Annotated in this window: 22 protein-coding genes; 7 read left to right on the forward strand and 15 right to left on the reverse strand. The window is 64.0% G+C overall.

All coding sequences use genetic code 11. The annotated features are described in order from the left end of the window. Positions 1 to 16 precede the first annotated feature (16 nt). Positions 17 to 1,399, forward strand: coding sequence for a cysteine--tRNA ligase (gene cysS / locus BM338_RS09070; protein ID WP_090450565.1), 1,383 nt, complete (start codon positions 17 to 19; stop codon positions 1,397 to 1,399). Positions 1,400 to 1,451: 52 nt separating this feature from the next. Further along, positions 1,452 to 1,889: a SufE family protein gene (locus BM338_RS09075; protein WP_090451223.1), complete on the forward strand. Its 438-nt coding sequence runs from the start codon at positions 1,452 to 1,454 to the stop codon at positions 1,887 to 1,889. Positions 1,890 to 1,956: 67 nt separating this feature from the next. Here BM338_RS09075 and dksA read toward each other — a convergent pair whose 3' ends face one another. After that, a complete protein-coding gene (gene dksA / locus BM338_RS21770) occupies positions 1,957 to 3,060 on the reverse strand; it encodes an RNA polymerase-binding protein DksA (protein ID WP_255367240.1) in 1,104 nt (367 codons plus the stop codon). Between the two features lie 147 nt (positions 3,061 to 3,207). Between dksA and yidD the strand changes: the two genes are divergently transcribed. From yidD to BM338_RS09100, 3 genes are read left to right on the forward strand one after another with little or no spacing between them, the layout of a single operon-like run. Next, a complete protein-coding gene (gene yidD, locus BM338_RS09090) occupies positions 3,208 to 3,447 on the forward strand; it encodes a membrane protein insertion efficiency factor YidD (protein WP_218156323.1) in 240 nt (79 codons plus the stop codon). Further along, entirely contained in the window at positions 3,437 to 4,774 is a 1,338-nt protein-coding gene (locus BM338_RS09095) for a dihydroorotase (protein WP_090450567.1), read from the forward strand. The genes yidD and BM338_RS09095 overlap by 11 nt, the downstream gene beginning before the upstream one ends. Beyond that, positions 4,771 to 5,586, forward strand: a complete 816-nt coding sequence (locus tag BM338_RS09100) for a M23 family metallopeptidase (RefSeq protein WP_090450568.1) — start codon at positions 4,771 to 4,773, stop codon at positions 5,584 to 5,586. Before BM338_RS09095 ends, BM338_RS09100 begins: the two co-directional genes overlap by 4 nt. A 9-nt stretch (positions 5,587 to 5,595) precedes the next feature. Here the strand turns inward: BM338_RS09100 and BM338_RS09105 are convergent, their stop codons facing one another. From BM338_RS09105 to efp, 9 genes are all read right to left on the reverse strand, one after another. Beyond that, positions 5,596 to 6,033, reverse strand: a complete 438-nt coding sequence (locus BM338_RS09105; RefSeq protein WP_177229280.1) for a YbaY family lipoprotein — start codon at positions 6,031 to 6,033, stop codon at positions 5,596 to 5,598. A gap of 49 nt (positions 6,034 to 6,082) precedes the next feature. Then, on the reverse strand, positions 6,083 to 7,033 hold the full coding sequence (gene folE2 / locus BM338_RS09110) for a GTP cyclohydrolase FolE2 (RefSeq protein ID WP_090450570.1): 951 nt from the start codon (positions 7,031 to 7,033) through the stop codon (positions 6,083 to 6,085). Between the two features lie 112 nt (positions 7,034 to 7,145). Continuing rightward, on the reverse strand, positions 7,146 to 8,000 hold the full coding sequence (locus tag BM338_RS09115) for a squalene/phytoene synthase family protein (protein ID WP_090450571.1): 855 nt from the start codon (positions 7,998 to 8,000) through the stop codon (positions 7,146 to 7,148). Beyond that, positions 7,997 to 8,674 carry an HAD family hydrolase gene (locus BM338_RS09120; protein WP_090450572.1) on the reverse strand — a complete coding sequence of 226 codons (678 nt, stop codon included), beginning with the start codon at positions 8,672 to 8,674 and terminating at the stop codon, positions 7,997 to 7,999. Before BM338_RS09120 ends, BM338_RS09115 begins: the two co-directional genes overlap by 4 nt. Beyond that, a complete protein-coding gene (gene ubiG / locus BM338_RS09125) occupies positions 8,671 to 9,378 on the reverse strand; it encodes a bifunctional 2-polyprenyl-6-hydroxyphenol methylase/3-demethylubiquinol 3-O-methyltransferase UbiG (protein ID WP_090450573.1) in 708 nt (235 codons plus the stop codon). Before ubiG ends, BM338_RS09120 begins: the two co-directional genes overlap by 4 nt. Positions 9,379 to 9,421: 43 nt before the next feature. Further along, positions 9,422 to 9,676 (reverse strand): YciI family protein, encoded by a 255-nt coding sequence (locus BM338_RS09130; RefSeq protein ID WP_090450574.1) that lies wholly within the window; start codon positions 9,674 to 9,676, stop codon positions 9,422 to 9,424. Then, the gene (locus tag BM338_RS09135) at positions 9,673 to 11,025 is read right to left on the reverse strand and encodes a TRZ/ATZ family hydrolase (RefSeq protein WP_090450575.1); all 1,353 of its coding nucleotides are present in this window, start codon (positions 11,023 to 11,025) and stop codon (positions 9,673 to 9,675) included. The genes BM338_RS09130 and BM338_RS09135 overlap by 4 nt, the downstream gene beginning before the upstream one ends. A gap of 2 nt (positions 11,026 to 11,027) precedes the next feature. Next, entirely contained in the window at positions 11,028 to 11,831 is an 804-nt protein-coding gene (locus BM338_RS09140) for a PA3715 family protein (RefSeq protein ID WP_090450576.1), read from the reverse strand. Positions 11,832 to 11,915: 84 nt separating this feature from the next. Next, positions 11,916 to 12,485 (reverse strand): elongation factor P, encoded by a 570-nt coding sequence (gene efp / locus BM338_RS09145; RefSeq protein WP_090450577.1) that lies wholly within the window; start codon positions 12,483 to 12,485, stop codon positions 11,916 to 11,918. 85 nt (positions 12,486 to 12,570) lie between these two features. Here efp and epmB point away from each other — a divergent pair, with 85 nt between their 5' ends. Both epmB and BM338_RS09155 read left to right on the forward strand, forming a co-directional pair. Next, positions 12,571 to 13,581, forward strand: a complete 1,011-nt coding sequence (gene epmB, locus BM338_RS09150) for an EF-P beta-lysylation protein EpmB (RefSeq protein ID WP_090450578.1) — start codon at positions 12,571 to 12,573, stop codon at positions 13,579 to 13,581. Between the two features lie 144 nt (positions 13,582 to 13,725). Continuing rightward, positions 13,726 to 15,783, forward strand: coding sequence for an EAL domain-containing response regulator (locus BM338_RS09155; protein ID WP_177229281.1), 2,058 nt, complete (start codon positions 13,726 to 13,728; stop codon positions 15,781 to 15,783). 308 nt (positions 15,784 to 16,091) lie between these two features. On the opposite strand, the gene rplS is transcribed toward BM338_RS09155, so the two are convergent. The 5 genes from rplS to ffh form a co-directional block, all read right to left on the reverse strand. Beyond that, positions 16,092 to 16,481 carry a 50S ribosomal protein L19 gene (gene rplS, locus BM338_RS09160; RefSeq protein ID WP_090450579.1) on the reverse strand — a complete coding sequence of 130 codons (390 nt, stop codon included), beginning with the start codon at positions 16,479 to 16,481 and terminating at the stop codon, positions 16,092 to 16,094. Between the two features lie 31 nt (positions 16,482 to 16,512). Further along, the gene (gene trmD / locus BM338_RS09165; protein ID WP_090450580.1) at positions 16,513 to 17,274 is read right to left on the reverse strand and encodes a tRNA (guanosine(37)-N1)-methyltransferase TrmD; all 762 of its coding nucleotides are present in this window, start codon (positions 17,272 to 17,274) and stop codon (positions 16,513 to 16,515) included. Positions 17,275 to 17,307: 33 nt separating this feature from the next. Continuing rightward, a complete protein-coding gene (gene rimM / locus BM338_RS09170) occupies positions 17,308 to 17,823 on the reverse strand; it encodes a ribosome maturation factor RimM (protein ID WP_090450581.1) in 516 nt (171 codons plus the stop codon). Positions 17,824 to 17,825: 2 nt separating this feature from the next. After that, entirely contained in the window at positions 17,826 to 18,080 is a 255-nt protein-coding gene (gene rpsP, locus BM338_RS09175; RefSeq protein WP_090450582.1) for a 30S ribosomal protein S16, read from the reverse strand. 143 nt (positions 18,081 to 18,223) lie between these two features. Next, on the reverse strand, positions 18,224 to 19,603 hold the full coding sequence (gene ffh, locus BM338_RS09180; protein WP_090451227.1) for a signal recognition particle protein: 1,380 nt from the start codon (positions 19,601 to 19,603) through the stop codon (positions 18,224 to 18,226). Positions 19,604 to 19,703 lie beyond the last annotated feature (100 nt).

Consider the following 19,703-nt stretch of genomic DNA (forward strand, 5'->3'; position numbering starts at 1 on the left):
ACCGGAACCCCCGTCGATGCCGATTTCGCTCTACAACAGCCTCACCCGCCGCACCGAACCGTTCGCCCCGCGCGACCCGCAGCGCGTGACCATGTATGTATGCGGCCCGACGGTCTACAACTACGTGCACATCGGCAATGCGCGCGGCCCGGTGGTGTTCGACGTGCTGGCCAACCTGCTGCGTCGGCATTACCCGCAACTGGTCTACGCCCGCAACATCACCGACGTGGACGACAAGATCAACAACGCGGCCAAGCAGTTGGACTGCGAGATCGGCGCCATCACCGAGCGCTACACCGCCGCCTACCGCGATGACATGGCCGGCCTGGGCATCGCTCCGCCGGACATCGAGCCAAAGGCCACCGCGCACATAAGCCAGATCATCGCGATGATCGAGAGCCTGATCGCCAGTGGCAACGCCTATGCCGCCGAGGGCCACGTGCTGTTCGAGGTGTCGACCTTTCCCGAGTACGGCGCCCTGTCAGGCCGCGACACCGAGGAACTGATCGCCGGTGCCCGCGTGGAAGTGGCTCCGTACAAAAGGAACCCAGGGGACTTCGTGCTGTGGAAGCCTTCCACGCCTGATCTACCCGGCTGGGACAGCCCCTGGGGTATCGGCCGCCCGGGCTGGCATATCGAGTGCTCGGCCATGTGCGAGGCGCACCTGGGCGAGACCATCGACATCCATGCCGGTGGCGTGGATTTGCAGTTCCCGCACCATGAGAACGAAATCGCCCAGTCCACCTGCGCCCACGGCGGCAGGACCTTCGCACGCTGGTGGCTGCACAACGGCATGCTGACCTTCGATGGACGCAAGATGTCCAAGTCGCTCGGCAACGTGCTGCATGTCCACGAACTGCTCAGGCAGCATGCGCCGGAAGCCCTACGCCTGGTGCTGCTGCGCGGGCACTACCGCCAGCCGCTGGACTGGTCCGACGGCGCCATCACCCAGGCGGTAAGCACCCTGGATGGCTGGTACCGCGTGCTGCGCGACCTGGCCCACGTCGAGCCGCCGGAAGGCCCGCTGCCGATCCCGGCAACCATCGAAGCGGCGCTGTGCGACGACCTCAACACGCCCCAGGCTCTAGCCGAGCTGTCGCAGCTTGCCGATGCCGCGCGGCAGGCTGGCATCGATACACAACGCGAGGCCAAGGCCGCCCTGGTCGGCGGCGGCGCATTGCTGGGCTTGCTGCAACAGGACCCCGAGGCCTGGTTCAAGCAGGCCGGCGCCACGGAAGTCGATGCCGCCCATGTCGAGCATTTGCTGGAAGAACGACGCAATGCCCGTGCCTCCCGCGACTTCAAGCGCGCTGATGCGATTCGCGATGAGCTGAGCGCGCTCGGCGTCGTGATCGAGGATGGCGCGCAAGGTACGCGCTGGAGCGTGGCGAAAGGCTAAGCTCGCCCCGCCGCGCAGGCTGGGTCCGTGAAAACGCGCGATAATGCGTGGCATGAACGCTATCGCCCCACCCAGCGCCGAGCAGGCGCAGCAGGACATCGTCGACGAATTCGCTTTCTTCGGCGACTGGACCGAGCGCTACCAGTACCTGATCGACCTCGGCAAGCAGCTGCCCGATTTTCCCGAAGCGCTGAAGACCGAGGAGCACCGCGTCCACGGCTGCCAGTCGATGGTCTGGCTGGTGCCGAGCGGCGACGCCGCCAAGATGCATTTCGCCGCGATCAGCGACTCAGCCATCGTGTCGGGCCTGATCGCCCTGGTGCTGCGAGTGTATTCGGGCCGGTCGGCCCGCGAGATCGTGTCGACCGAACCGCGCTTTATTGAAGCCATCGGCCTGGCCAAGCATTTGTCGCCCACCCGCTCCAACGGCCTGGCCGCCATGCTGGCCAAACTGAAGGCCTACGCCACCGCGGAATTGGCGCAAGCCTGAGCCGCCGCCAAAAACAAAGCCCCGCTCATCGGCGGGGCTTTGCTACAACAGGTGCGAACGTCAGCGATCAGTCGCCCATCTGCTTCTGCAGATGCTCACGACGCTCCTGCGCATCCAGCGACAAGGTCGCGATGGGGCGCGCTTCGAGACGCTCCACACCGATTTCCTCATCAGTTTCTTCGCAGTAACCGTAGCGGCCTTCCTCGATCCGGCGCAGGGCCTTGTCGATCTTGGAGATCAGCTTGCGGTACCGGTCGCGGGTGCGCAGCTCCAGCGAGTTTTCGGTTTCGCGGGTGGCGCGTTCGGCTTCGTCGCCGACGTCGCGCACCTCGTCGCGCAGGTTTTCCATCGTCTGGCGCGACTCTTCAACCAGCTGATCGCGCCATTCGCGCAGCTTGTTGCGGAAGAAGGCCAGCTGACGCGGGTTCATGTACTCCTCGTCGTTCGAGGGGCGATAGCCCTTCGGCAGATCGATGGAGATGGTGGAAGGCAGAGCGTAACGCCCGTCTTCTTTGGTGACGCCATTGTCGAGTACGGCTGTGGAGCTATTCATCGAGGACTGCGGGGTCTTCTGTTTTTTGGAAGGGGCATGACGTGCGGTGGCGGTGGCCACGCGCGGGGGCGTCACGGCGACGGCGCTCGCTACTTTGCCCTTCAGGGGCGCGGCGGCGGGCTTCGGTGGTGCGGTGCTGGCGGCCGCTGCTGCCGGCTTGGTGGCCGGCTGAACCGGCGCGGCCTTGGCAGCGACCACTTTCTGCGGTTTCTTGGCCGGCGCGGCCACAGGCTTGGGCGCCGGCTTGACAGCCGTTTTCACGGCAACTTTCTTGGCCACCGGCTTGCTGACCGGTGCGGCTTTCTTCGGCTGCGGCTTGGCAACGGCCTTCTTGGCCGGTGCGGCATGCTTGGCGACGGGTTTGGGCGCATTTTTTGCGACCGGCTTCTTGACGACGGCTTTCTTCACAGCGGCTTTTTTGACCACGGCCTTCTTCGCGACAGCAGCCTTCTTGACCGGCGCAGACTTGGCAGCAGCCTTCTTGGCTACCTTGGAGGCGGCACCCTTCACCGTCTTAACCGCTACTTTCGCCTTGCTGGTCTTGACATCTTTGGCCTTGGACGCAGTTTTTCCCTTCTGCGCTTTGGCTGCTGTCGAACTACGCGTCGTTTTCGCCATTTCCCTTCACCATTTTGGCCTTGGCGGCGGGGTGTTATAGCCCAAGAGCCTTACACCGGCAACCATGCATCTGGAATACTTGCAGCCTACTTATGCCGCAAGCTGTTTCGGCAGCGTAAAACCGTGGTGACACGACTCATACTTTTCATGCTCGGCTTCTATAAGCGCTGGCTAAGCCCGTTGCTGGGTCAACGCTGCCGCTTCCACCCCAGCTGCTCCGATTATGCACGGATTGCTGTTGCACGCTTTGGTCCGTGGCGGGGCGCCATACTGACAGTCTGGCGGCTGTTGCGCTGCCAGCCGCTGTGCGCGGGCGGCGAGGATCCGGTGCCCGAGCAATTCTCCTTCCGCCGCTGCCGCACCCATGAGGAACCCCATGTCCACTGACTGGCTGATCAAGAACGCCGAACTGGTCAACGAAGGCCGCCGCTTCCACGCCGACCTGCGTGTCAGCCAGGGCCGCATCGAAACCATTGCCGGTGACCTCGATGCCCACCCCGGCGAACAGGTGATCGACGCCAGCGGTCTGTGGCTGTTGCCTGGGATGATCGACGACCAGGTGCATTTTCGCGAACCGGGGCTGACCCACAAGGCGGATATCGCCTCTGAATCGCGCGCCTGCGCGGCGGGCGGCATCACCAGCTTCATGGAGATGCCCAACACCAAGCCGCCAGCGCTGGACCGAGACACGCTGGAGGCCAAGTACGCCCGCGCGGCCGAGGTCTCGGCCGTCAACTACGCCTTCTATATGGGTGCCAGCAACGACAACCTCGAGGCGATCCGCTCGCTCGATCCCCTGGCGGCACCAGGTATCAAGGTGTTCATGGGTGCCTCCACCGGCAACATGCTGGTAGACAACCCCGAGGTGCTCAATGGCATCTTCCGCGATGCCCCCACCCCGATCATCACGCATTGCGAAGACACGCCGATGATCGACGCGCTGCATGCCAAGGCGCGCGAGAAGTACGGCGACGACATCCCGGCCCGCGAGCATCCGCTGATCCGCTCGCGTGAGGCCTGCATCAAGTCCACGCGCCTGGCGATCTCGCTGGCGCAGAAACATGGCACTCGCCTGCATGTGCTGCACATCTCCACCGCGGACGAGCTGGCGCTATTCCAGCCCGGCCCGCTCAAGGGCAAGAAGATCACCGCGGAAACCTGCGTGCACTTCCTGCATTTCGACGATCGCGACTATGAGCAGCTCGGCTTTCTGATCAAGTGCAACCCGGCGATCAAGACCGCCGCCGATCGCGAGGCCATCATCCGCGCGCTGGCCGATGGACGTATCGACGTGTTGGCCACCGACCACGCGCCGCATCTGCTGGAAGAGAAGGCCCAGCTCTACGACAAGGCCCCCTCCGGCCTGCCGCTGGTGCAGTTCGCCCTGCAGGCGGCGCTGCAGCGGGTATTTGAAGGCAAGCTGACGCTGGAACGGATGGTGGAGGCGGTGACCCACGCGCCCGCCGCGCTGTTCGATGTCAAGGAGCGCGGCTATCTGCGCGAAGGCTACGCGGCCGACCTGGTGCTGGTCGACCCGAAGAAACCGCATACCGTGCGCCGTGAGGAAGTGTTGTCCAAATGCGGCTGGTCGCCGTTTGAAGGCGTCACATTCGATAGCTCCATCGTGGCCACTTTCGTCAACGGTGCGCGCGTATGGGATGGCACCTCGATCAATGACGCGGTACGCGGCCAGCGGCTGGCCTTCGATCGATGACACACATCAGGCGCGGATTGGCGCTGCTCGTGCTGTCGCTGAGTGCCCTGCCCGCGCTGTCCACCGATCTGCCCACCAGCATTTCGCAAGGCGGCCTGGTCGTCGCAACATTGCCAGGGCTTACCCAGGCCAGTGTCGACGGCAAGGCCGTGCGTGTCGGCGATAACGGCACGGTGGTGTTTGGCGCAGGACGCGATGAAACCGGCCCGTTGACCGTCGACCTCGCATACCGGAACGGTCGGCGCGACAGCGTGCGCATCGCTGTCACCCCGCGCGATTGGCCGATCGAACGCGTGAATGGCGTACCGCCCAAGACAGTGAATCCACCACCCGCACTCGCCGAACGGATCCGCCGCGAGCAGGCCGAAGTGACGGCGGCCCGCCGCCGCGACGACAGCCGGGAAGACTTCCTTTCAGGCTTTATCTGGCCGGTGCAGGGACGCATCAGCGGGCGCTTCGGCAATCAACGCATCTACAACGGCGACCCGAAGGCACCGCATTCGGGCATGGATATCGCCGTGCCCACCGGCACCTCGGTCAAGGCACCGGCGGCGGGCGTGGTGACGTTTGCGAAACCCGATCTTTATCTCACCGGCGGCACGGTGCTGCTCGATCACGGCTTCGGCCTCAGCTCCAACTTCCTGCATCTCTCGCGACTGGATGTGAAAGTCGGTCAGCGCGTGCGCCAGGGCGAGGTCATTGGTGCGGCGGGTATGACAGGGCGCGCTACCGGGCCGCATGTGCACTGGGGTTTCAACTGGTTGGGAACGAGGCTGGATCCACTACTGCTGCCAGGTGTGGCCAAGCCCTGACGCAATTGTTCAGGGCACGGCTCTCAGGCGCACGCGTACCGGACCTTGCTCACCCGACCGACCCAGCACGCTGACGCGCTCGTCGTTGATCGCGAGCAAATGGTCGCCCTGCTGCAAGCGGGCCGATACGGCGAAATCGACGCCCTGGGCCAAGTCGCCCGGGTCATAGACCAGCTGAAAATCCACCGGCGAGGCACCGACTGGCGCAATGCGCTCCTTGGCGATCACACGAGCCGGCGCATCCTGACGGCTGACATCGGACAGGCTGACCTCAAGCACCGCATCAGCCGGTACAGCCTGCGGCAAGTCATAAACCACGATACCGGTCAGCGAACGCACCAGCGCCTGCGAGACGGGCGCGGGTTTGGATACTTTGCCATGCGGCCACCAACCGCAGCCGGAGATGACGAGCACGGCGGCAACGGGGAGCAACTTAAGTAAGCGCATGAGCGGTTCCTTGCGACGGAACCGCATCCTAACAGGCGCAATGTTCAGGTCAGCAGCGCTTGTCGCCGTAGCCGCCAGGCACGCCCTTGCTGGCATAAGCCACGGCATCGTGCGGATGCAGGCTTTCCTGGTGCTCAACACGAATATGGAAGTCGATCAATCGCCCATCGGCATCCAGTGCCTTTTGAATGCGCCGCGCCGCGTCTTCGCAGAACATCAAGTTACTGCCGTTGGCCAGCGCAAACGCCTGCTCGTCCTCGCGCTTCACCGCGGTCTGCACCGGCGTGCCGAGCGCGTGCTCCACTTCATCGATCAGTGCGATGAGATCGAACTTCGCATCCTTTGCCATGCGCACGCGCAGACGTGCCACGCTGCGCTGCGCGTGAGGCGTAGCCACGATGCCACGCTCGGTGCCGAGCCAGGCCAGTACGGCGGCGTGATCAATGGACTTGGTCGCGTCGAAGTCCTTGGCGAACTGATCCTGGATCAGCTGGCGCGACAACGCCGCCGAGGCGGGACAGGTCGAGGAATAGACCACCTCGGTACCGAACTCCAGCAGGAACTCCTCGCCGACCAGGCTGGCTTCGATGCATACCGGATAGGCGCGCCAGCCGCTATTGCCGCTACGTAGCGCGGGACGCCGCACCAGATGCTCGAAGCGGATGCTCAGGCAGGCGCGATCGGACAGGTCATTGTGCGATTCGAGAAAACCGCGCAACAGCGCATGCAGCGATTCCGCGCTCAGCGTCTGCGTGCTCAGCGCCTGTTCTACCTGCAGGTAAAGCCGCGACATATGGATGCCGCGCTTGTCCGGCCGGCTCAGATTGACGAAGGCGCCGACCCGCGCGCTAGCGCGCTGCACATCGCCGTCGCCGGCATCGAAACGCACCGGCACCTCGATACCATCCATGCCGACCCAATCGAGCGCACCAGCCAAATGCGGCTGCGCGTGAACGGCAACATCGGGAAGAAGGCGGGCAGTGTTTTCCTGGGCGTACATGGGTGAATCCTGTGACTTACCAGCGATGGGGCGCTGCGAGATTTCCTAATCTTGGGGCATGGCCCCTGGGTCGCAATAGTGGCGTGGCGGAAACGCTGCGTCCGCCCCGGCATCAGCCGGCCTGGCGCCGCCATGCGCGGGCCGCGCGCCAGGCTTGCCAGACGGTACCTGGGCCGCTGCGGGACTGCCCCTTACGCAGCTCGGCCAGCGGATCGACCGCCTTGCGGGCCTGCTGGGTCAGACCACGCGCACCCGTCGACTCCAGACCGCGAAACACGCTCAGCGGCCCCGGCAGGCGGTCCGCATCACGCCAGGCGGACAGCAAATCGTCCAGTTGTGCGTGGATCGCCTGCTCGCGTGCCTTGCCCGGCGCACGCAGGTCGGTACGACTGAGGCCGAAGCGCGCCATGCGCGCCATCGGCAGGGAGAGACGATCGCGCTCGGCATCTTCTTCCAGCCGCAGCAGCGCATAAAACAGATGTGCCAGCGTGGCCGCGCGCGCGGCGCGTTCGGATGACGCCGCTTCGCCATACCACCACGCGGTTTCCAGTCCGGCCAACGCACCATGCAGGGGTGTGCCGGCCGCCAGCTGGGCGGCAAAATCGGCAGCGGTGCCCTGCTCCAGCTGCGCCATCGCCGCCAGCACCGGCGCTAACCAACGCTCATTCGGAATCGCGTGAGCACGCTCGTCGTCGAACAACACCTGGGTCAATGGATGCCGCCCGCCGCTGGCCGCCGCACCGGAGAGCTCCTCCGCCCACCAGTTCAGCTTGGCTGCCGCTACCTGTGGCTCTTGAATACCGTAGGCCGCGGAAAGCAGTTCCTGCTCCAGCGCAGCCAGCGCGATATGGCCCGGATAGTGCGCGGCATCGACAAAGGCCAGCGCGATGCGCTGCCGCGGCTGCACCGCCAGCCATTTGTCGACGTAGCTTTGCCACGCAACGCCGGCTTCTTGCACTGGACTCATGCCATTACCGGCCGGCGCAATAGCGCGGTGAGTTGGGCCGGCGTATCCAGTACCAGGTCGGCATGCCACTGATGCGGATCGCCGCCGTCGAGATAACCCCAGTTCGCCGCCACCGTATAGAGACCCGCTGCCGCGCCGGCCTGCACGTCGCGGCGATCATCGCCGACAAACAGGCAACGCGACGGCTCCAATCCTGCCTGCTCGCAGGCGAGCAGCACCGGAGCCGGATCGGGCTTCTTTACCGGCAGCGTGTCGCCGGATACCACTGCGCCAGCGCGCAACGACCAGCCGATCTGCTCTACCAACTCGTCGGTGAGGAACGCCGGTTTGTTGGTGACGATGCCCCAGCGCATGCCTTGCGCTTCGATCAGGGCCAGCAGTTCGTCGACACCGTCGAAAGCACGCGTCTGCTGCGCCATCACGTCTTGATAAAGCTCGAGATAGCGCGGCACCAGCGCCAGTCGTCCCGCCTCGTCGCGGTCCGGAAAACCACACGACAGGATCGCGCGCGAGCCACGCGAAACCACCTCGCGCACTGGCGCGTACTCGGGCCTCGCGACGCCCTCTTCCTCGCACAGCATGACCAGGGCGGTATAGAGATCGACGGCACTGTCCAGCAAGGTGCCGTCCAGATCGAACAACACACCCTGGATGTTTTCGGGCAATGGCTTCATGCCGGCTTGCGTGCGCACAGCACGTAATTGATTGCAGTGATGCGGCTCAGCCAGGCCTTGCGGCTCACGGGGTTGTAACCGAGGCCGGAAACGTCTTCGAGCTCCAGGCCCGCATGTCGCAGCAGACGCCCCAGCTCCGACGGCTTGAGAAACTGCGAGTAGTGATGCGTGCCGCGCGGCAGCATGCGCGTGATGTATTCGGCGCCAAGAATCGCCGCGCCAAAGGCTGCCGGCGTGCGGTTAATGGTCGACATGAAAACCAGGCCTCCCGGCTTCACCATCGCCGCGAGATCCTCAACCAGCGCCGCAGGATCGGGCACATGCTCGATCAGCTCCATGCAGCACACCGCATCGAAGCTTGCCGGTTCGGTCGCCGCCAGCTCGGCGGACGACTGCACGCGATAGTCCACCTGCAAATCGGATTCGTGCAGGTGCAGGCGCGCCACATCGATCACTTTGTCGCCCAGGTCGATGCCTGTGACGTGCGCACCGGCGCGTGCCAGCGCCTCGCTGAGCAGCCCGCCGCCGCAACCCACATCGGCGACTTTGGCACCGCGCAGATCGACACGCGCGGCGACGTAGCCGGCACGCACCGGATTCAGATCGTGCAACGGACGCGATTCGCCATTGGGATCCCACCAACGCGATGCTAGCTTGCCGAAGCGGGCGATCTCGTCGGGGCTTACGTTACTGGCAGCCTGCATCATGAATTCCTCTTGCGCATGGCATTTCGATCAGGCGCATAGCTTAACGCGCCTGCCATTCGTACACCGTGATATCCCAGCCGCCGCTGGTATGGGCCGGATCGCTATGTGCGATGCGAAGCGCTTCATCGAAACTTTCGGCAAACATCAGGTAGGCACCGCCAGATTTGTCACTGAACGGTCCGGACATCTCCAGTGTTCCGCCGGCGCGCAGCCCCTCAAGAAAATCCTTGTGAGGCTGCACCATCGCCGGGTCGTAATGCGGCCGGCGCATCACCAGGATCAGATAGCGGTTCATGCCATCACCGGCGCCGGTGCATCGATGGCGGCAATGCGCTCACGCCACGCATGGGTGCGCGCAAGAATGCCATCCGTATCCATATCCACCAGTACACGACCGGCCAGCTTGCGCGCGCCGGCAATCCACACGTCCGTCACCTGATGACGGCCCGTGGCGTACACCAGTTGCGAGGCGACGTGGAACAGCGGCTGCGTTTCCAGATCGGACAGCCGCACCGCGGAGAGATCGGCCTGCTTGCCCGGCTCGATGGAACCGATCTTCGCGTCCAGCCCCATCGCGCGCGCGCCGTTGAGCGTGGCGGCACGTAAGGCATACGCGGCATCAAAGGCCGCGGCATCATTCGCCACCGCTTTCGCCAGCATCGCGGCCGTGCGCGTTTCGCCGAACATGTCCAGATCGTTGTTGGAGGCGCAGCCGTCCGTACCGATCGCCACATTCACGCCGGCCTTACGCAGCTTCTCGGCGGGGCAGAACCCGGAAGCAAGCTTGAGATTGGACTCCGGACAATGCACTACCGACACGCCGGCTTCGGCGCAGGCTGCGATCTCGCCGTCGGTCATCTGGGTCATATGCACCGCGATCAGGCGGTCATTGACCAGCCCCAGCTTCTGCAAACGCTGGAACGGGCGCAGCCCGCTCTTCTTCTTTTCTTCCTCGACCTCATGCGCCGTTTCGTGCGTATGCAGATGCACTGGAATATCCAGCTGATCGGCCAGCACACGGATGCGCTCGAAGCTCTGGTCAGACACGGTGTAGGGCGCATGCGGCGCGAATGCGGTGCTGACCAACGCGTCACCACGGAAGCTGTCATGCACCTCAGCGGCACGCTCGAAATATTCGTCCTGGCTCTTGGCCCAAGCGGTGGGAAACTCGATCACCGGCAGGCCGACCACGGCACGGAAACCGAGACGCCGGTAGGTCGCGCCGATCACGTCCGGGAAAAAGTAGTTTTCGTTAGCGCAGGTGGTACCGCCGCGCAGCATCTCGGCAACCGCCAGCTCCACGCCGTCGCGTACGAATTCCGGCCCGATCACTTTGGCCTCGGCCGGCCAGATGTGCTGCTGCAACCACACCATCAGCGGCAGGTCGTCGGCGAGGCCGCGCAGCAAGGTCATCGGATTATGGGTGTGGCAATTGACCAGGCCAGGGATCAGCGCGTGCTCGCCCAGTTCAACGCGTTCACGCGGGACATACCTGGCGCGCGCTTCGGCGATCGGCAGCAGCGCCACGATGGCGCCCTTGTCCACCGCCACGGCATGGTGCTCAAGGACCACACCGTGCGGCTCGACGGGAACAACCCAGCGCGCCTCTATGAGAAGGTCGATGTCAGTGCTGCCGGAGTTCATTGCTACCTCGCTGAATCGGGATACCAGAAGTTACGGAACATATCGATGCCGTATGACTTCCCATCGTACTTGAGCACGGTGCGGGCGGTCCGCTTGCCCGTATCCGAGTATTCGTTGTTCTTGCGCTGCGTCTGCGTGATATGCGCAGTGATCGAGAGATCGGCTAAGCCGTGGCTCGAGGTCTTCTCCACCGCAATCGTCATGTGTGCCGATTCGCTGCGCGCATCGCCCGTACCAGCGCTACAAGCCGTGCCCTCCACCCTGGTCCAGCCGTCGAGGTTGGTGCCCATGACGGCGCGCAGGCGGTCGCCATCGCGAATCCACAGCGTGAGTTCGTTTTCGGCATTCGCATCCGGGCAACTCGCACCGCGGGCACTGCTGGTGAACACCACGCCGAAGGCACGAACGTTGGGCGACAGCTGGTATGGCGCGGTATCGATGCGGTAGCTGCCGACGGCGGTAAGCGCGTCTTCTTCAATCACCGAACGATCGGCGGCAACCACCTTGCCGGCTTCGACCAGTGCAATCACCTGCACCTTGCTGCCGCTGTCGCCGCCAGGACCCTCATGATTGGTGTCAAACGCGATGGCGGCGATCATGGTGCCTGGTGCATTGGGCATGGCCTTGCAAGCTGCCGCCGCGATCAGACCACCCTGCTCGTCCCAGGACACCAGCTTGCCCTTGATTCCGGCCCAGCGGGCCACTGCTGCAATCGTGCCGTCGTCACAGGGCTGGGCGTCGTCGGCGTGAGCCAGTGGCGCGATAGCCAGAGCGAGCAAGGCGATGAACTGAACCATCCTGCGCATGAAACGGCACTCCCTGTGTCTGCTGATAAAGAAAACGGCACGGCGCCCGAGAGGTCACCGTGCCGTTCGATACTGCGTGTGCCCTTACTTGCCGACGCGGCTGACGTATTCGCCCGTGCGGGTATCGACCTTGATCATTTCGTCGGTAGTGACGAACAGCGGCACGCGCACCACGGCACCCGTCTCCAGCGTAGCCGGCTTGCCGCCGCCACCCGAGGTATCGCCGCGCAGGCCCGGATCGGTCTCGGTGATCTTCAGCTCAACGAAGTTCGGCGGCTGTACAGCGATGATTTCACCGTTGAACAGCGTGACCACGCACTCTTCCTCGCCCTTGAGCCACTTGGCAGCGTCACCCATGCCAACCTTGGCGGCCTGGTGCTGCTCGAAGCTCTCCTGCTGCATGAAGTGCCAAAACTCGCCATCGGAGTACAGGTACTGCATGTCGGTATCGACGACGTCGGCGACCTCGAACGAGTCGCTCGACTTCATCGTCTGCTCGGAGGTGCGGCCGTTCTTCAGGTTGCGAATGAAAATGCGGGTAAACGCCTGACCCTTGCCGGGCTTGATGAACTCCGCGTCGGTGATCACCCAGGGGTCATTGTTGTGAAGGATCTTCATGCCCTTCTTGACGTCGTTCAGACCGGCGGTGGCCATGCGCTTTGTGCTCCAGATGTGACGCCGCCGGCGGGCGGCTAGAATAGGAAGTTACCGGACCCTTAGGCCCGATTTAAGACCCCCTATGATAACCGCAAGCCCCATCGCCCGCCTATCACCGCCCGGAGCCGACTGGCGTCAACTCTGGCGCGAGTCGGTCACCGATGCACGCGAATTGTTGCAGTTGCTGCACCTGGGGCATCTGGCTGATCGCCTCCCCGCTGGCGACGCAGGCTTCGCCCTGCGTGTACCGCGCGGCTTCGTGGCCCGCATGCGGCCTGGCAATCCGCGCGACCCGCTGCTGCTGCAAGTGCTGCCGCAGCTAGCCGAGCTGGATGAGGCCGAGGGCTTCAGCCGCGATGCCGTCGGCGACATGGCTTCGCGCTCGGCACAGGGCGTGCTGCACAAGTATCAGGGCCGCGCCCTGCTGATCGCCAGCGGCAGCTGCGCCATCAACTGCCGCTACTGTTTCCGCCGGCATTTCCCCTACGGCGACGAGATGGCCGCGGCAGGCCAGTGGCGGAAGGCGTTGGAGCATGTGAGCCAGGATCCGTCCATCAGCGAACTGATCCTCTCTGGCGGCGACCCGCTCTCCCTCGCCACCGCCAAGCTGGAAGAGCTGAGCCATGGATTGGCTGCTATTCCGCATGTCACGCGCCTGCGCATCCACACCCGACTGCCCGTGGTGTTGCCGGAACGCGTCGATGGCGCCTTTGAAGACTGGCTGGCCGCCCTGCCTCTGCAGAAAGTAATGGTGTTGCACGCCAACCACGCCAATGAATTCGACGCCGGTGTGGACGCCGCCTGCGCCCGCCTGCGAGACGCCGGCGCAACCGTGCTCAACCAATCGGTACTGCTGCGTGAAATCAACGACGACGCCGACACGCTGGAAGCACTTTCCGAGCGCCTGTTCGCGGCCGGCGTGTTGCCCTACTACCTGCACCAGCTCGATCGTGTGCAGGGCGCGGCGCATTTCGAGGTGAGCGACGAACGCGCGCTGGACTTGCTGGAATCGCTGCGCCATCGTCTGCCCGGCTACCTGGTACCCAAGCTGGTGCGCGAAGTGGGCGGGGACGCTTCCAAGCGCCCTCTTTAGGCGGAGCTCCGGCAACCGATGAGCGGCGCGTCACTCTAGGGATATTTCCGCTGGCAGTTGTCATCGGAATCCGTTAAAACCCCTAAGCGGTGCTGCTCGCGCATACGCGGTGCCGGCACTGCTCGTTTTGGGGGAAAGCGCAACGTGCCAACGAAGACAGATCTGGTCATCAAGATCCTTTTCATCGAAAAGTCGGTCGAAGACGCAGAACAAATCATCAGCCTGCTGCGCAACAACGGCATTGCCGTACGTCCTGCGCGCGCCACTAGTGCGGAGCAGGTACAGGCCGCACTCGATGAACTGGGGCCGGACATTGTGCTGTTCGATCCGTCGATCGGCTCGCTGGATCTGCCGCAAGTGGTGCGCCTGCTGGACGCACACGGCCGCGACATGTCGCTGATCGCGCTGGTGTCCCAGACAGACAACAGCAGCGTCGCCGATCTGTTTGCGGGCGGCGTCCGCAGCATCGGCCTGCGCCCCCAGCCGCGTCAGCTGATGGCGGTAATCCAGCGTGAGTTCGAATCGCTCAATACCCGCCGCCAGTTGCGTCGCCTGGAAACCGCGCTGCGCGAATCGGAGCGGCGCTGCGACGCTTTGCTCGACTCCTCTACTGACGCCATCGCGTATGTCCATGAAGGCATGCACGTGCGCGCAAACCAGGCTTATCTGGATACGTTCGGCTACAGCGAGTTCGACGATCTGCTCGGCCTGCCCGTGCTGGACATGATCGGCTCGACTGACGCCGATGAATTCAAGGCCACGCTCAAGAGCCTGTCACGCGGCGAGAAGTCAGCCAATCGGCTCGAACTACAGGCTCGCCGTGCGGACGCCAGCAGCTTCAAAGCTACAGTGGAGTTCACTCACGCGACCTTCGAAAGCGAACCCTGCCTGCAGATCGTGTTCCGCCGCCAGCAGGTAGACCCGGGGATGCTTGAGCAGTTGCAGCGCGACCCGGTCACCGGCCTGTTCAACCGCGCGCGCATGCTCGAATGCGTGGACCAGGCGGTGGCTGCCGCCACCGAAGGCACCAAGGGCCAGTCGCTGCTACTGATCGAACCCGACAACTGGCAGACCATTGTCTCCGGCATCGGCCTGGGCAAGGCCGACGAACTGCTGGCGGCTTTCGCTGCGCGCATCAACGCTCTGCTGGGCCTTGAAGATACCGCCGGCCTGCTCGCTGAGCACACCGTCGGCGTGATCCTGCATTCGCGTAACGACGAAGGCATCAAGGAGTGGATCGCCAATCTGCAGGCCAGCATCGCCAACGGCATCTTCGACGTCGGCACCCGCTCGCTCACCGTCGCCGCCAGCATCGGCGGCAGTCTGCTGGGCGAGAAGAACGCCAATACCGAGCTGCTGCTGGACCAAGCCAACCAGGCCCTGCGCAACGCCCAGAGCCAGGGCGGCAATCGCAGCGACCTGCACGACCCTTCCGCGCGCGAAAAGGCCGACGCGGAACGCGAACGCTACTGGCTGGACCTGCTGAAGCAGGCGCTGAGCCAGGACGATTTCGTGCTGTATCACCAGCACACCATCAGCCTGCAGGACGCTGAGGGCGAGTTCTCGGAAATCCTGTTGCGCCTCAACGGCCCGCAGGGTGAAGTGCTGCCCGGCTTCTTCATGCCGATCGCCGAGAAGTACAACCTCACGCCGGCGATCGACCGCTGGGTGCTCAACCAGACCATCCAGGCGCTTGCCGCACGCGAACGCTTCGGTTCGCCCACCACCTTCTTCGTCAAGCTCACCGCCGGCTCGCTGCAGGACGATCAGCTGCTGCCGTGGCTGGGTGCACGCCTCAAGCAGGCCAACCTCAAGCACGGCCGTATGGTGCTGGAGATGACCGAGAGCAAGGTGGTGACCTCACTGCGCCCGGCACAGGAGTTTGTGCGTGCGTGGAAACAGCTGGGCGGTCAGTTTGCCTTGGAGCAATTCGGCTCCGGCCTCAATTCGTTCCAGCTGCTCAACCACATCGATGCGGACTATCTGAAGATCGATCGCAGCTACATGGCCAACCTGCCGCAGCAGCCCGAGAGCCAGAAGAAAGTGGCCGAACTATGCCGGCAGGCGCGCGAGATCAACCGCCTGACGATTGCCGAGTGGGTGGAGGATGCCGCCAGCACATCGCTGCTGTTCGCCTGCGGCGTCGACTTCGTGCAGGGTAATTTCCTGCAAGAACCGCAGCGGCTGCTGATCACACCGTAGGAGCGCACCCCCGGGTCGAGTCCGGGGCAGGCTCTGTGCGCGACAAACCGGCACGATGCCGGTTTGCAGGCGTCAGCCGCCCAAGTGGCGAGGGCCATGGATTGCCCGAGTGAAACGGCCCGTCAGGGCCGCGCTTTTCCGTAACGAGCAGAAACACGAGCCCTGCTGCGCAGGGCTTTCGCGCACAGAGCCTGCCCCGGACTCGACCCCGGGGTGCGCTCCTACACGGTTTTATTCGCGCTCAAACGCAGAACCCCGCGGATGCATGCATCCGCGGGGTTCTTGACGAGCCTTCAACTGGCGCCGGATTACTTGGCGGCAGCAGCGGCCTTGGCCTTGTTGGCGGCCACGGCAGCGATGTCTTCCTTGATGCGGGCAGCCTTACCTTCCAGACCACGCAGGTAGTACAGCTTGGCGCCGCGCACCTTGCCCTTGCGCTTCACCTGGACCGAATCGATGGCCGGGCTGTGCGCCTGGAACACGCGCTCCACGCCGGTACCGTGCGAGATCTTGCGCACTGTGAAGGCCGAATGCAGGCCGCGGCTGCGCTTGGCGATGACGACACCTTCGAACGCCTGGACGCGCTCGCGGTTACCTTCCTTCACCTTCACGTTGACCACCACGGTGTCGCCAGGGCCGAATTCCGGCAGCTGGCGGGTGATCTGCTCGGCTTCGAACTGTTCGATGATCTTGTTCATGGCAACACCTGTTTGATTTCAATTGCTGCGGTCATGGTTCGGCCGCATCGTTTTGCCGCGTATGCTCGCGACGGAATTCATCCAACAACGCCCTGGATTCCGCATCCAGCGTGCGTTGCACCAAGAGATCCGGACGCCGCAACCAGGTCCGCCCCAGGGATTGCTTCAAGCGCCAGCGGCGAATCGCCGCGTGGTCACCGGAAAGCAACACCTCCGGTACGTCACCCAGTGCGTCATGCACCGGTTTCGCATAGTGCGGACAGTCCAGCAACCCGTCCGAAAACGAATCCTGCTGGGCCGACTGCGCATCGTTCAGCGCGCCCTCCTGCAAGCGGCCCACGGCATCGATAATCACCGCGGCACCCAGCTCGCCACCGGACAGCACATAATCGCCGATCGACAGCTCTTCGTCGACCTCGTACGCCAGCAAACGCTCGTCCACACCTTCGTAACGCCCACAAAGCAGAGCGATCCGCGGCAGTTTCGCCAGCGCTTCAACCCTACCTTGCGTCAGCCGCGCGCCTTGCGGGCTGAGATAAATCACATGCACCGGTTCCGGTGCCGCTTCGCGCACTGCCTTGAGAGCGGCGCGCAAAGGCTCGATCAGCATCACCATCCCGGGTCCGCCGCCACAAGTGCGGCCGTCCACGGTGCGGTAGTTGTCAGTGGCGTAGTCGCGCGGGTTCCAGGTTTCCACCTGTAGCAACTCGCGCTGCTGTGCGCGCCCAACGACACCAACGGAGGCGCACTGGCGCACGAAGTCGGGAAACAGCGTAACGACGTCGAAGCGCATGACCCTCAAACTCCAGCTGCGGCGTAACCGCCGTCAGAATTCAGGATCCCAGTCCACCACCATGCGCCCGCCGGACAGATCCACCGAACGCACGTAAGAACCCTGGACGAAGGGAATCAGCCGCTCGCGCTCGCCGTCCCTTACTACCACGACGTCGTTGGCCCCGGTGGCGAACACATGAGTGACCCGCCCCAATGCCACGTTGTCGATGGTGACGACCTCAAGACCCTCGAGATCGACCCAGTAATACTCATCTTTGCCGGGAGGCGGCAACTGCTCGCGGGTGACATAGATGTCCTGCCCCACCAGCGCTGCTGCCGTATCACGATCTTCCACCCCAGGCAGATAGGCGACGATGCCCTTGCCCTGCGTGCGACCCTTGACTCCCTTGATCTCCGTTTCCGTACCCGGCGCCGCACTGAGCAGCCAGGGTTGGTAGTGGAAGATCTGCATGCGGGGCTCGGTCCAGGATTCGACCTTGAGCCAGCCCTGCAGGCCGTACAGCCCGACGATGCGTCCGACCAGGACGCGCCGACCGGCTGCCGTCATACTCAGGCAGCCTGCTGCTTGCCGGCTTCCTTCACCAGTGCGGCGACCTTGTCGCTCAGCTGGGCACCCTTGGACACCCATTCCTGGACGCGGGCGACGTTCAGCTCAAGGCGCTTGTCCTTGCCTGCCGCGACCGGGTTGTAGAAGCCCACGTTCTCGATGTTGCGGCCGTCACGCGCACTGCGCGAGTCCGTGACGATGACGTGGTAGAAGGGACGGCCCTTGGCGCCGCCGCGCGAAAGACGAATCTTGACCATAAGTAAAAGCTCCAGAATTGCCGGAAGCGCCGGCAGCACGCCCGAGCACGGGCGCGGTAAACGCGGCATTTTAACCAAATTTGAGGAAAAGGGAATAGGGAACGGGCATTTGGCGCTGAACCAGCCCTTCTCCCCGCCCAGGATTACCGCATCGGCGGCAGTCCACCCATGCCGCCCATACCCTTCATGGCGCCACGCATCTGCCGCAGCAGACCCTTGGTGCCGCCCTTGGAGAGCTTGGACATCATTTTTTCCATCTGCATGTACTGCTTGAGCAGACGGTTCACATCGGCCGGCTGGGTGCCCGAACCGCGCGCCACACGGGCACGGCGCGAGCCGTTCAGCAGATCCGGGTGACGACGTTCTTTCTTGGTCATCGAGCCGATGATCGCGACCATGCGCTTGATCTCGCCGTCGTTGACCTTGGATTTCACATTATCGGGCAGATTGGAGACCCCGGGCAGCTTGTCCATCAGGCCGGCCAGGCCGCCCATGTTGGACATCTGCTCCAGCTGGTCGCGCATATCGTTGAGATCGAAGCGCTTGCCCTTGATGACCTTCTCGGCCAGCTTCTGCGCCTTCTCCTGATCGACCTTGCGCTCGACTTCTTCCACCAGCGACAACACGTCACCCATGCCGAGGATGCGCTGAGCCACGCGGTCCGGATGGAACGGCTCCAGCGCGTCGGTTTTCTCACCAGCGCCGAGAAACTTGATCGGACGGCCGGTGACATAGCGCACCGACAGTGCAGCACCGCCACGGGCGTCACCATCGGTCTTGGTCAGCACCACGCCGGTGAGCGGCAGCGCTTCGGCGAAGGCCTTGGCGGTGTTGGCCGCATCCTGGCCTGTCATGGAGTCGACCACGAACAGGGTCTCGACCGGCGTGATCGCGGCATGCAGCGCCTTGATCTCCGCCATCATCGCTTCGTCCACGTGCAGACGGCCGGCGGTATCCACCAGCAGCACGTCAACCACTTCGCGGCGCGCGGCAGCGATGGCGTTCTTCGCGATGTCCACCGGGTTCTGGCCGGCTTCCGACGGGAAGAACTTCACGTCAACCTGTTCCGCCAGCGTACGCAACTGTTCGATGGCAGCCGGACGGTACACGTCGCAGCTCACCACCATCACTTTCTTTTTCTTGCGCTCGGTGAGGAACCGCGCCAGCTTGGCGACGGTGGTGGTTTTACCGGCACCCTGCAGGCCCGCCATCAACACCACTGCCGGCGGCTGCTGGGCCAGATTCAGTTCGGTATTGACCGTACCCATCACAGCGGTCAGCTCGTCACTGACCACCTTCACCAGGGCCTGGCCCGGGCTCAGGCTCTTGAGCACTTCCTGGCCTACTGCGCGCACCTTCACGCGCTCGACCAGCGCCTGCACCACTGGCAGCGCCACATCGGCCTCGAGCAAGGCGATGCGCACCTCGCGTAGCGCCTCGCGGATGTTCTCCTCGGTCAGCCGTCCACGGCCGCGCAAGCGGTTGACGGTGGCGGAAAGGCGTTGGCTGAGCGACTCGAACATGGCGGAGTACGGCAGGTGGAAAGCGGACAAGTATAGCGGAGAGCGCCGCTGAGTCTGTGCCATACCGCATTCACCTGAACTCAGGCGCTATGCGACACTG

Source organism: Dyella sp. OK004, from assembly GCF_900114495.1.
Lineage (GTDB): Bacteria > Pseudomonadota > Gammaproteobacteria > Xanthomonadales > Rhodanobacteraceae > Dyella_D.

What these genes read in the sequence shown, in the direction of transcription:
- cysS (WP_090450565.1), top strand. Translation starts at nt 17, where the DNA reads ATGCCGATTTCGCTCTACAACAGCCTCACCCGCCGCACCGAACCGTTC.
- BM338_RS09140 (WP_090450576.1), bottom strand. Translation starts at nt 11,831, where the DNA reads ATGCGCAGGATGGTTCAGTTCATCGCCTTGCTCGCTCTGGCTATCGCG.
- rpsP (WP_090450582.1), bottom strand. Translation starts at nt 18,080, where the DNA reads ATGGTCAAGATTCGTCTTTCGCGCGGCGGCGCCAAGGGCCGTCCCTTC.
- epmB (WP_090450578.1), top strand. Translation starts at nt 12,571, where the DNA reads ATGATAACCGCAAGCCCCATCGCCCGCCTATCACCGCCCGGAGCCGAC.
- BM338_RS09130 (WP_090450574.1), bottom strand. Translation starts at nt 9,676, where the DNA reads ATGAACCGCTATCTGATCCTGGTGATGCGCCGGCCGCATTACGACCCG.
- trmD (WP_090450580.1), bottom strand. Translation starts at nt 17,274, where the DNA reads ATGCGCTTCGACGTCGTTACGCTGTTTCCCGACTTCGTGCGCCAGTGC.
- BM338_RS09115 (WP_090450571.1), bottom strand. Translation starts at nt 8,000, where the DNA reads ATGAGTCCAGTGCAAGAAGCCGGCGTTGCGTGGCAAAGCTACGTCGAC.
- dksA (WP_255367240.1), bottom strand. Translation starts at nt 3,060, where the DNA reads ATGGCGAAAACGACGCGTAGTTCGACAGCAGCCAAAGCGCAGAAGGGA.
- folE2 (WP_090450570.1), bottom strand. Translation starts at nt 7,033, where the DNA reads ATGTACGCCCAGGAAAACACTGCCCGCCTTCTTCCCGATGTTGCCGTT.
- BM338_RS09135 (WP_090450575.1), bottom strand. Translation starts at nt 11,025, where the DNA reads ATGAACTCCGGCAGCACTGACATCGACCTTCTCATAGAGGCGCGCTGG.
- BM338_RS09105 (WP_177229280.1), bottom strand. Translation starts at nt 6,033, where the DNA reads ATGCGCTTACTTAAGTTGCTCCCCGTTGCCGCCGTGCTCGTCATCTCC.
- BM338_RS09075 (WP_090451223.1), top strand. Translation starts at nt 1,452, where the DNA reads ATGAACGCTATCGCCCCACCCAGCGCCGAGCAGGCGCAGCAGGACATC.
- BM338_RS09095 (WP_090450567.1), top strand. Translation starts at nt 3,437, where the DNA reads ATGTCCACTGACTGGCTGATCAAGAACGCCGAACTGGTCAACGAAGGC.
- ubiG (WP_090450573.1), bottom strand. Translation starts at nt 9,378, where the DNA reads ATGCAGGCTGCCAGTAACGTAAGCCCCGACGAGATCGCCCGCTTCGGC.
- BM338_RS09100 (WP_090450568.1), top strand. Translation starts at nt 4,771, where the DNA reads ATGACACACATCAGGCGCGGATTGGCGCTGCTCGTGCTGTCGCTGAGT.
- ffh (WP_090451227.1), bottom strand. Translation starts at nt 19,603, where the DNA reads ATGTTCGAGTCGCTCAGCCAACGCCTTTCCGCCACCGTCAACCGCTTG.
- yidD (WP_218156323.1), top strand. Translation starts at nt 3,208, where the DNA reads ATGCTCGGCTTCTATAAGCGCTGGCTAAGCCCGTTGCTGGGTCAACGC.
- rimM (WP_090450581.1), bottom strand. Translation starts at nt 17,823, where the DNA reads ATGACGGCAGCCGGTCGGCGCGTCCTGGTCGGACGCATCGTCGGGCTG.
- rplS (WP_090450579.1), bottom strand. Translation starts at nt 16,481, where the DNA reads ATGAACAAGATCATCGAACAGTTCGAAGCCGAGCAGATCACCCGCCAG.
- efp (WP_090450577.1), bottom strand. Translation starts at nt 12,485, where the DNA reads ATGGCCACCGCCGGTCTGAACGACGTCAAGAAGGGCATGAAGATCCTT.
- BM338_RS09120 (WP_090450572.1), bottom strand. Translation starts at nt 8,674, where the DNA reads ATGAAGCCATTGCCCGAAAACATCCAGGGTGTGTTGTTCGATCTGGAC.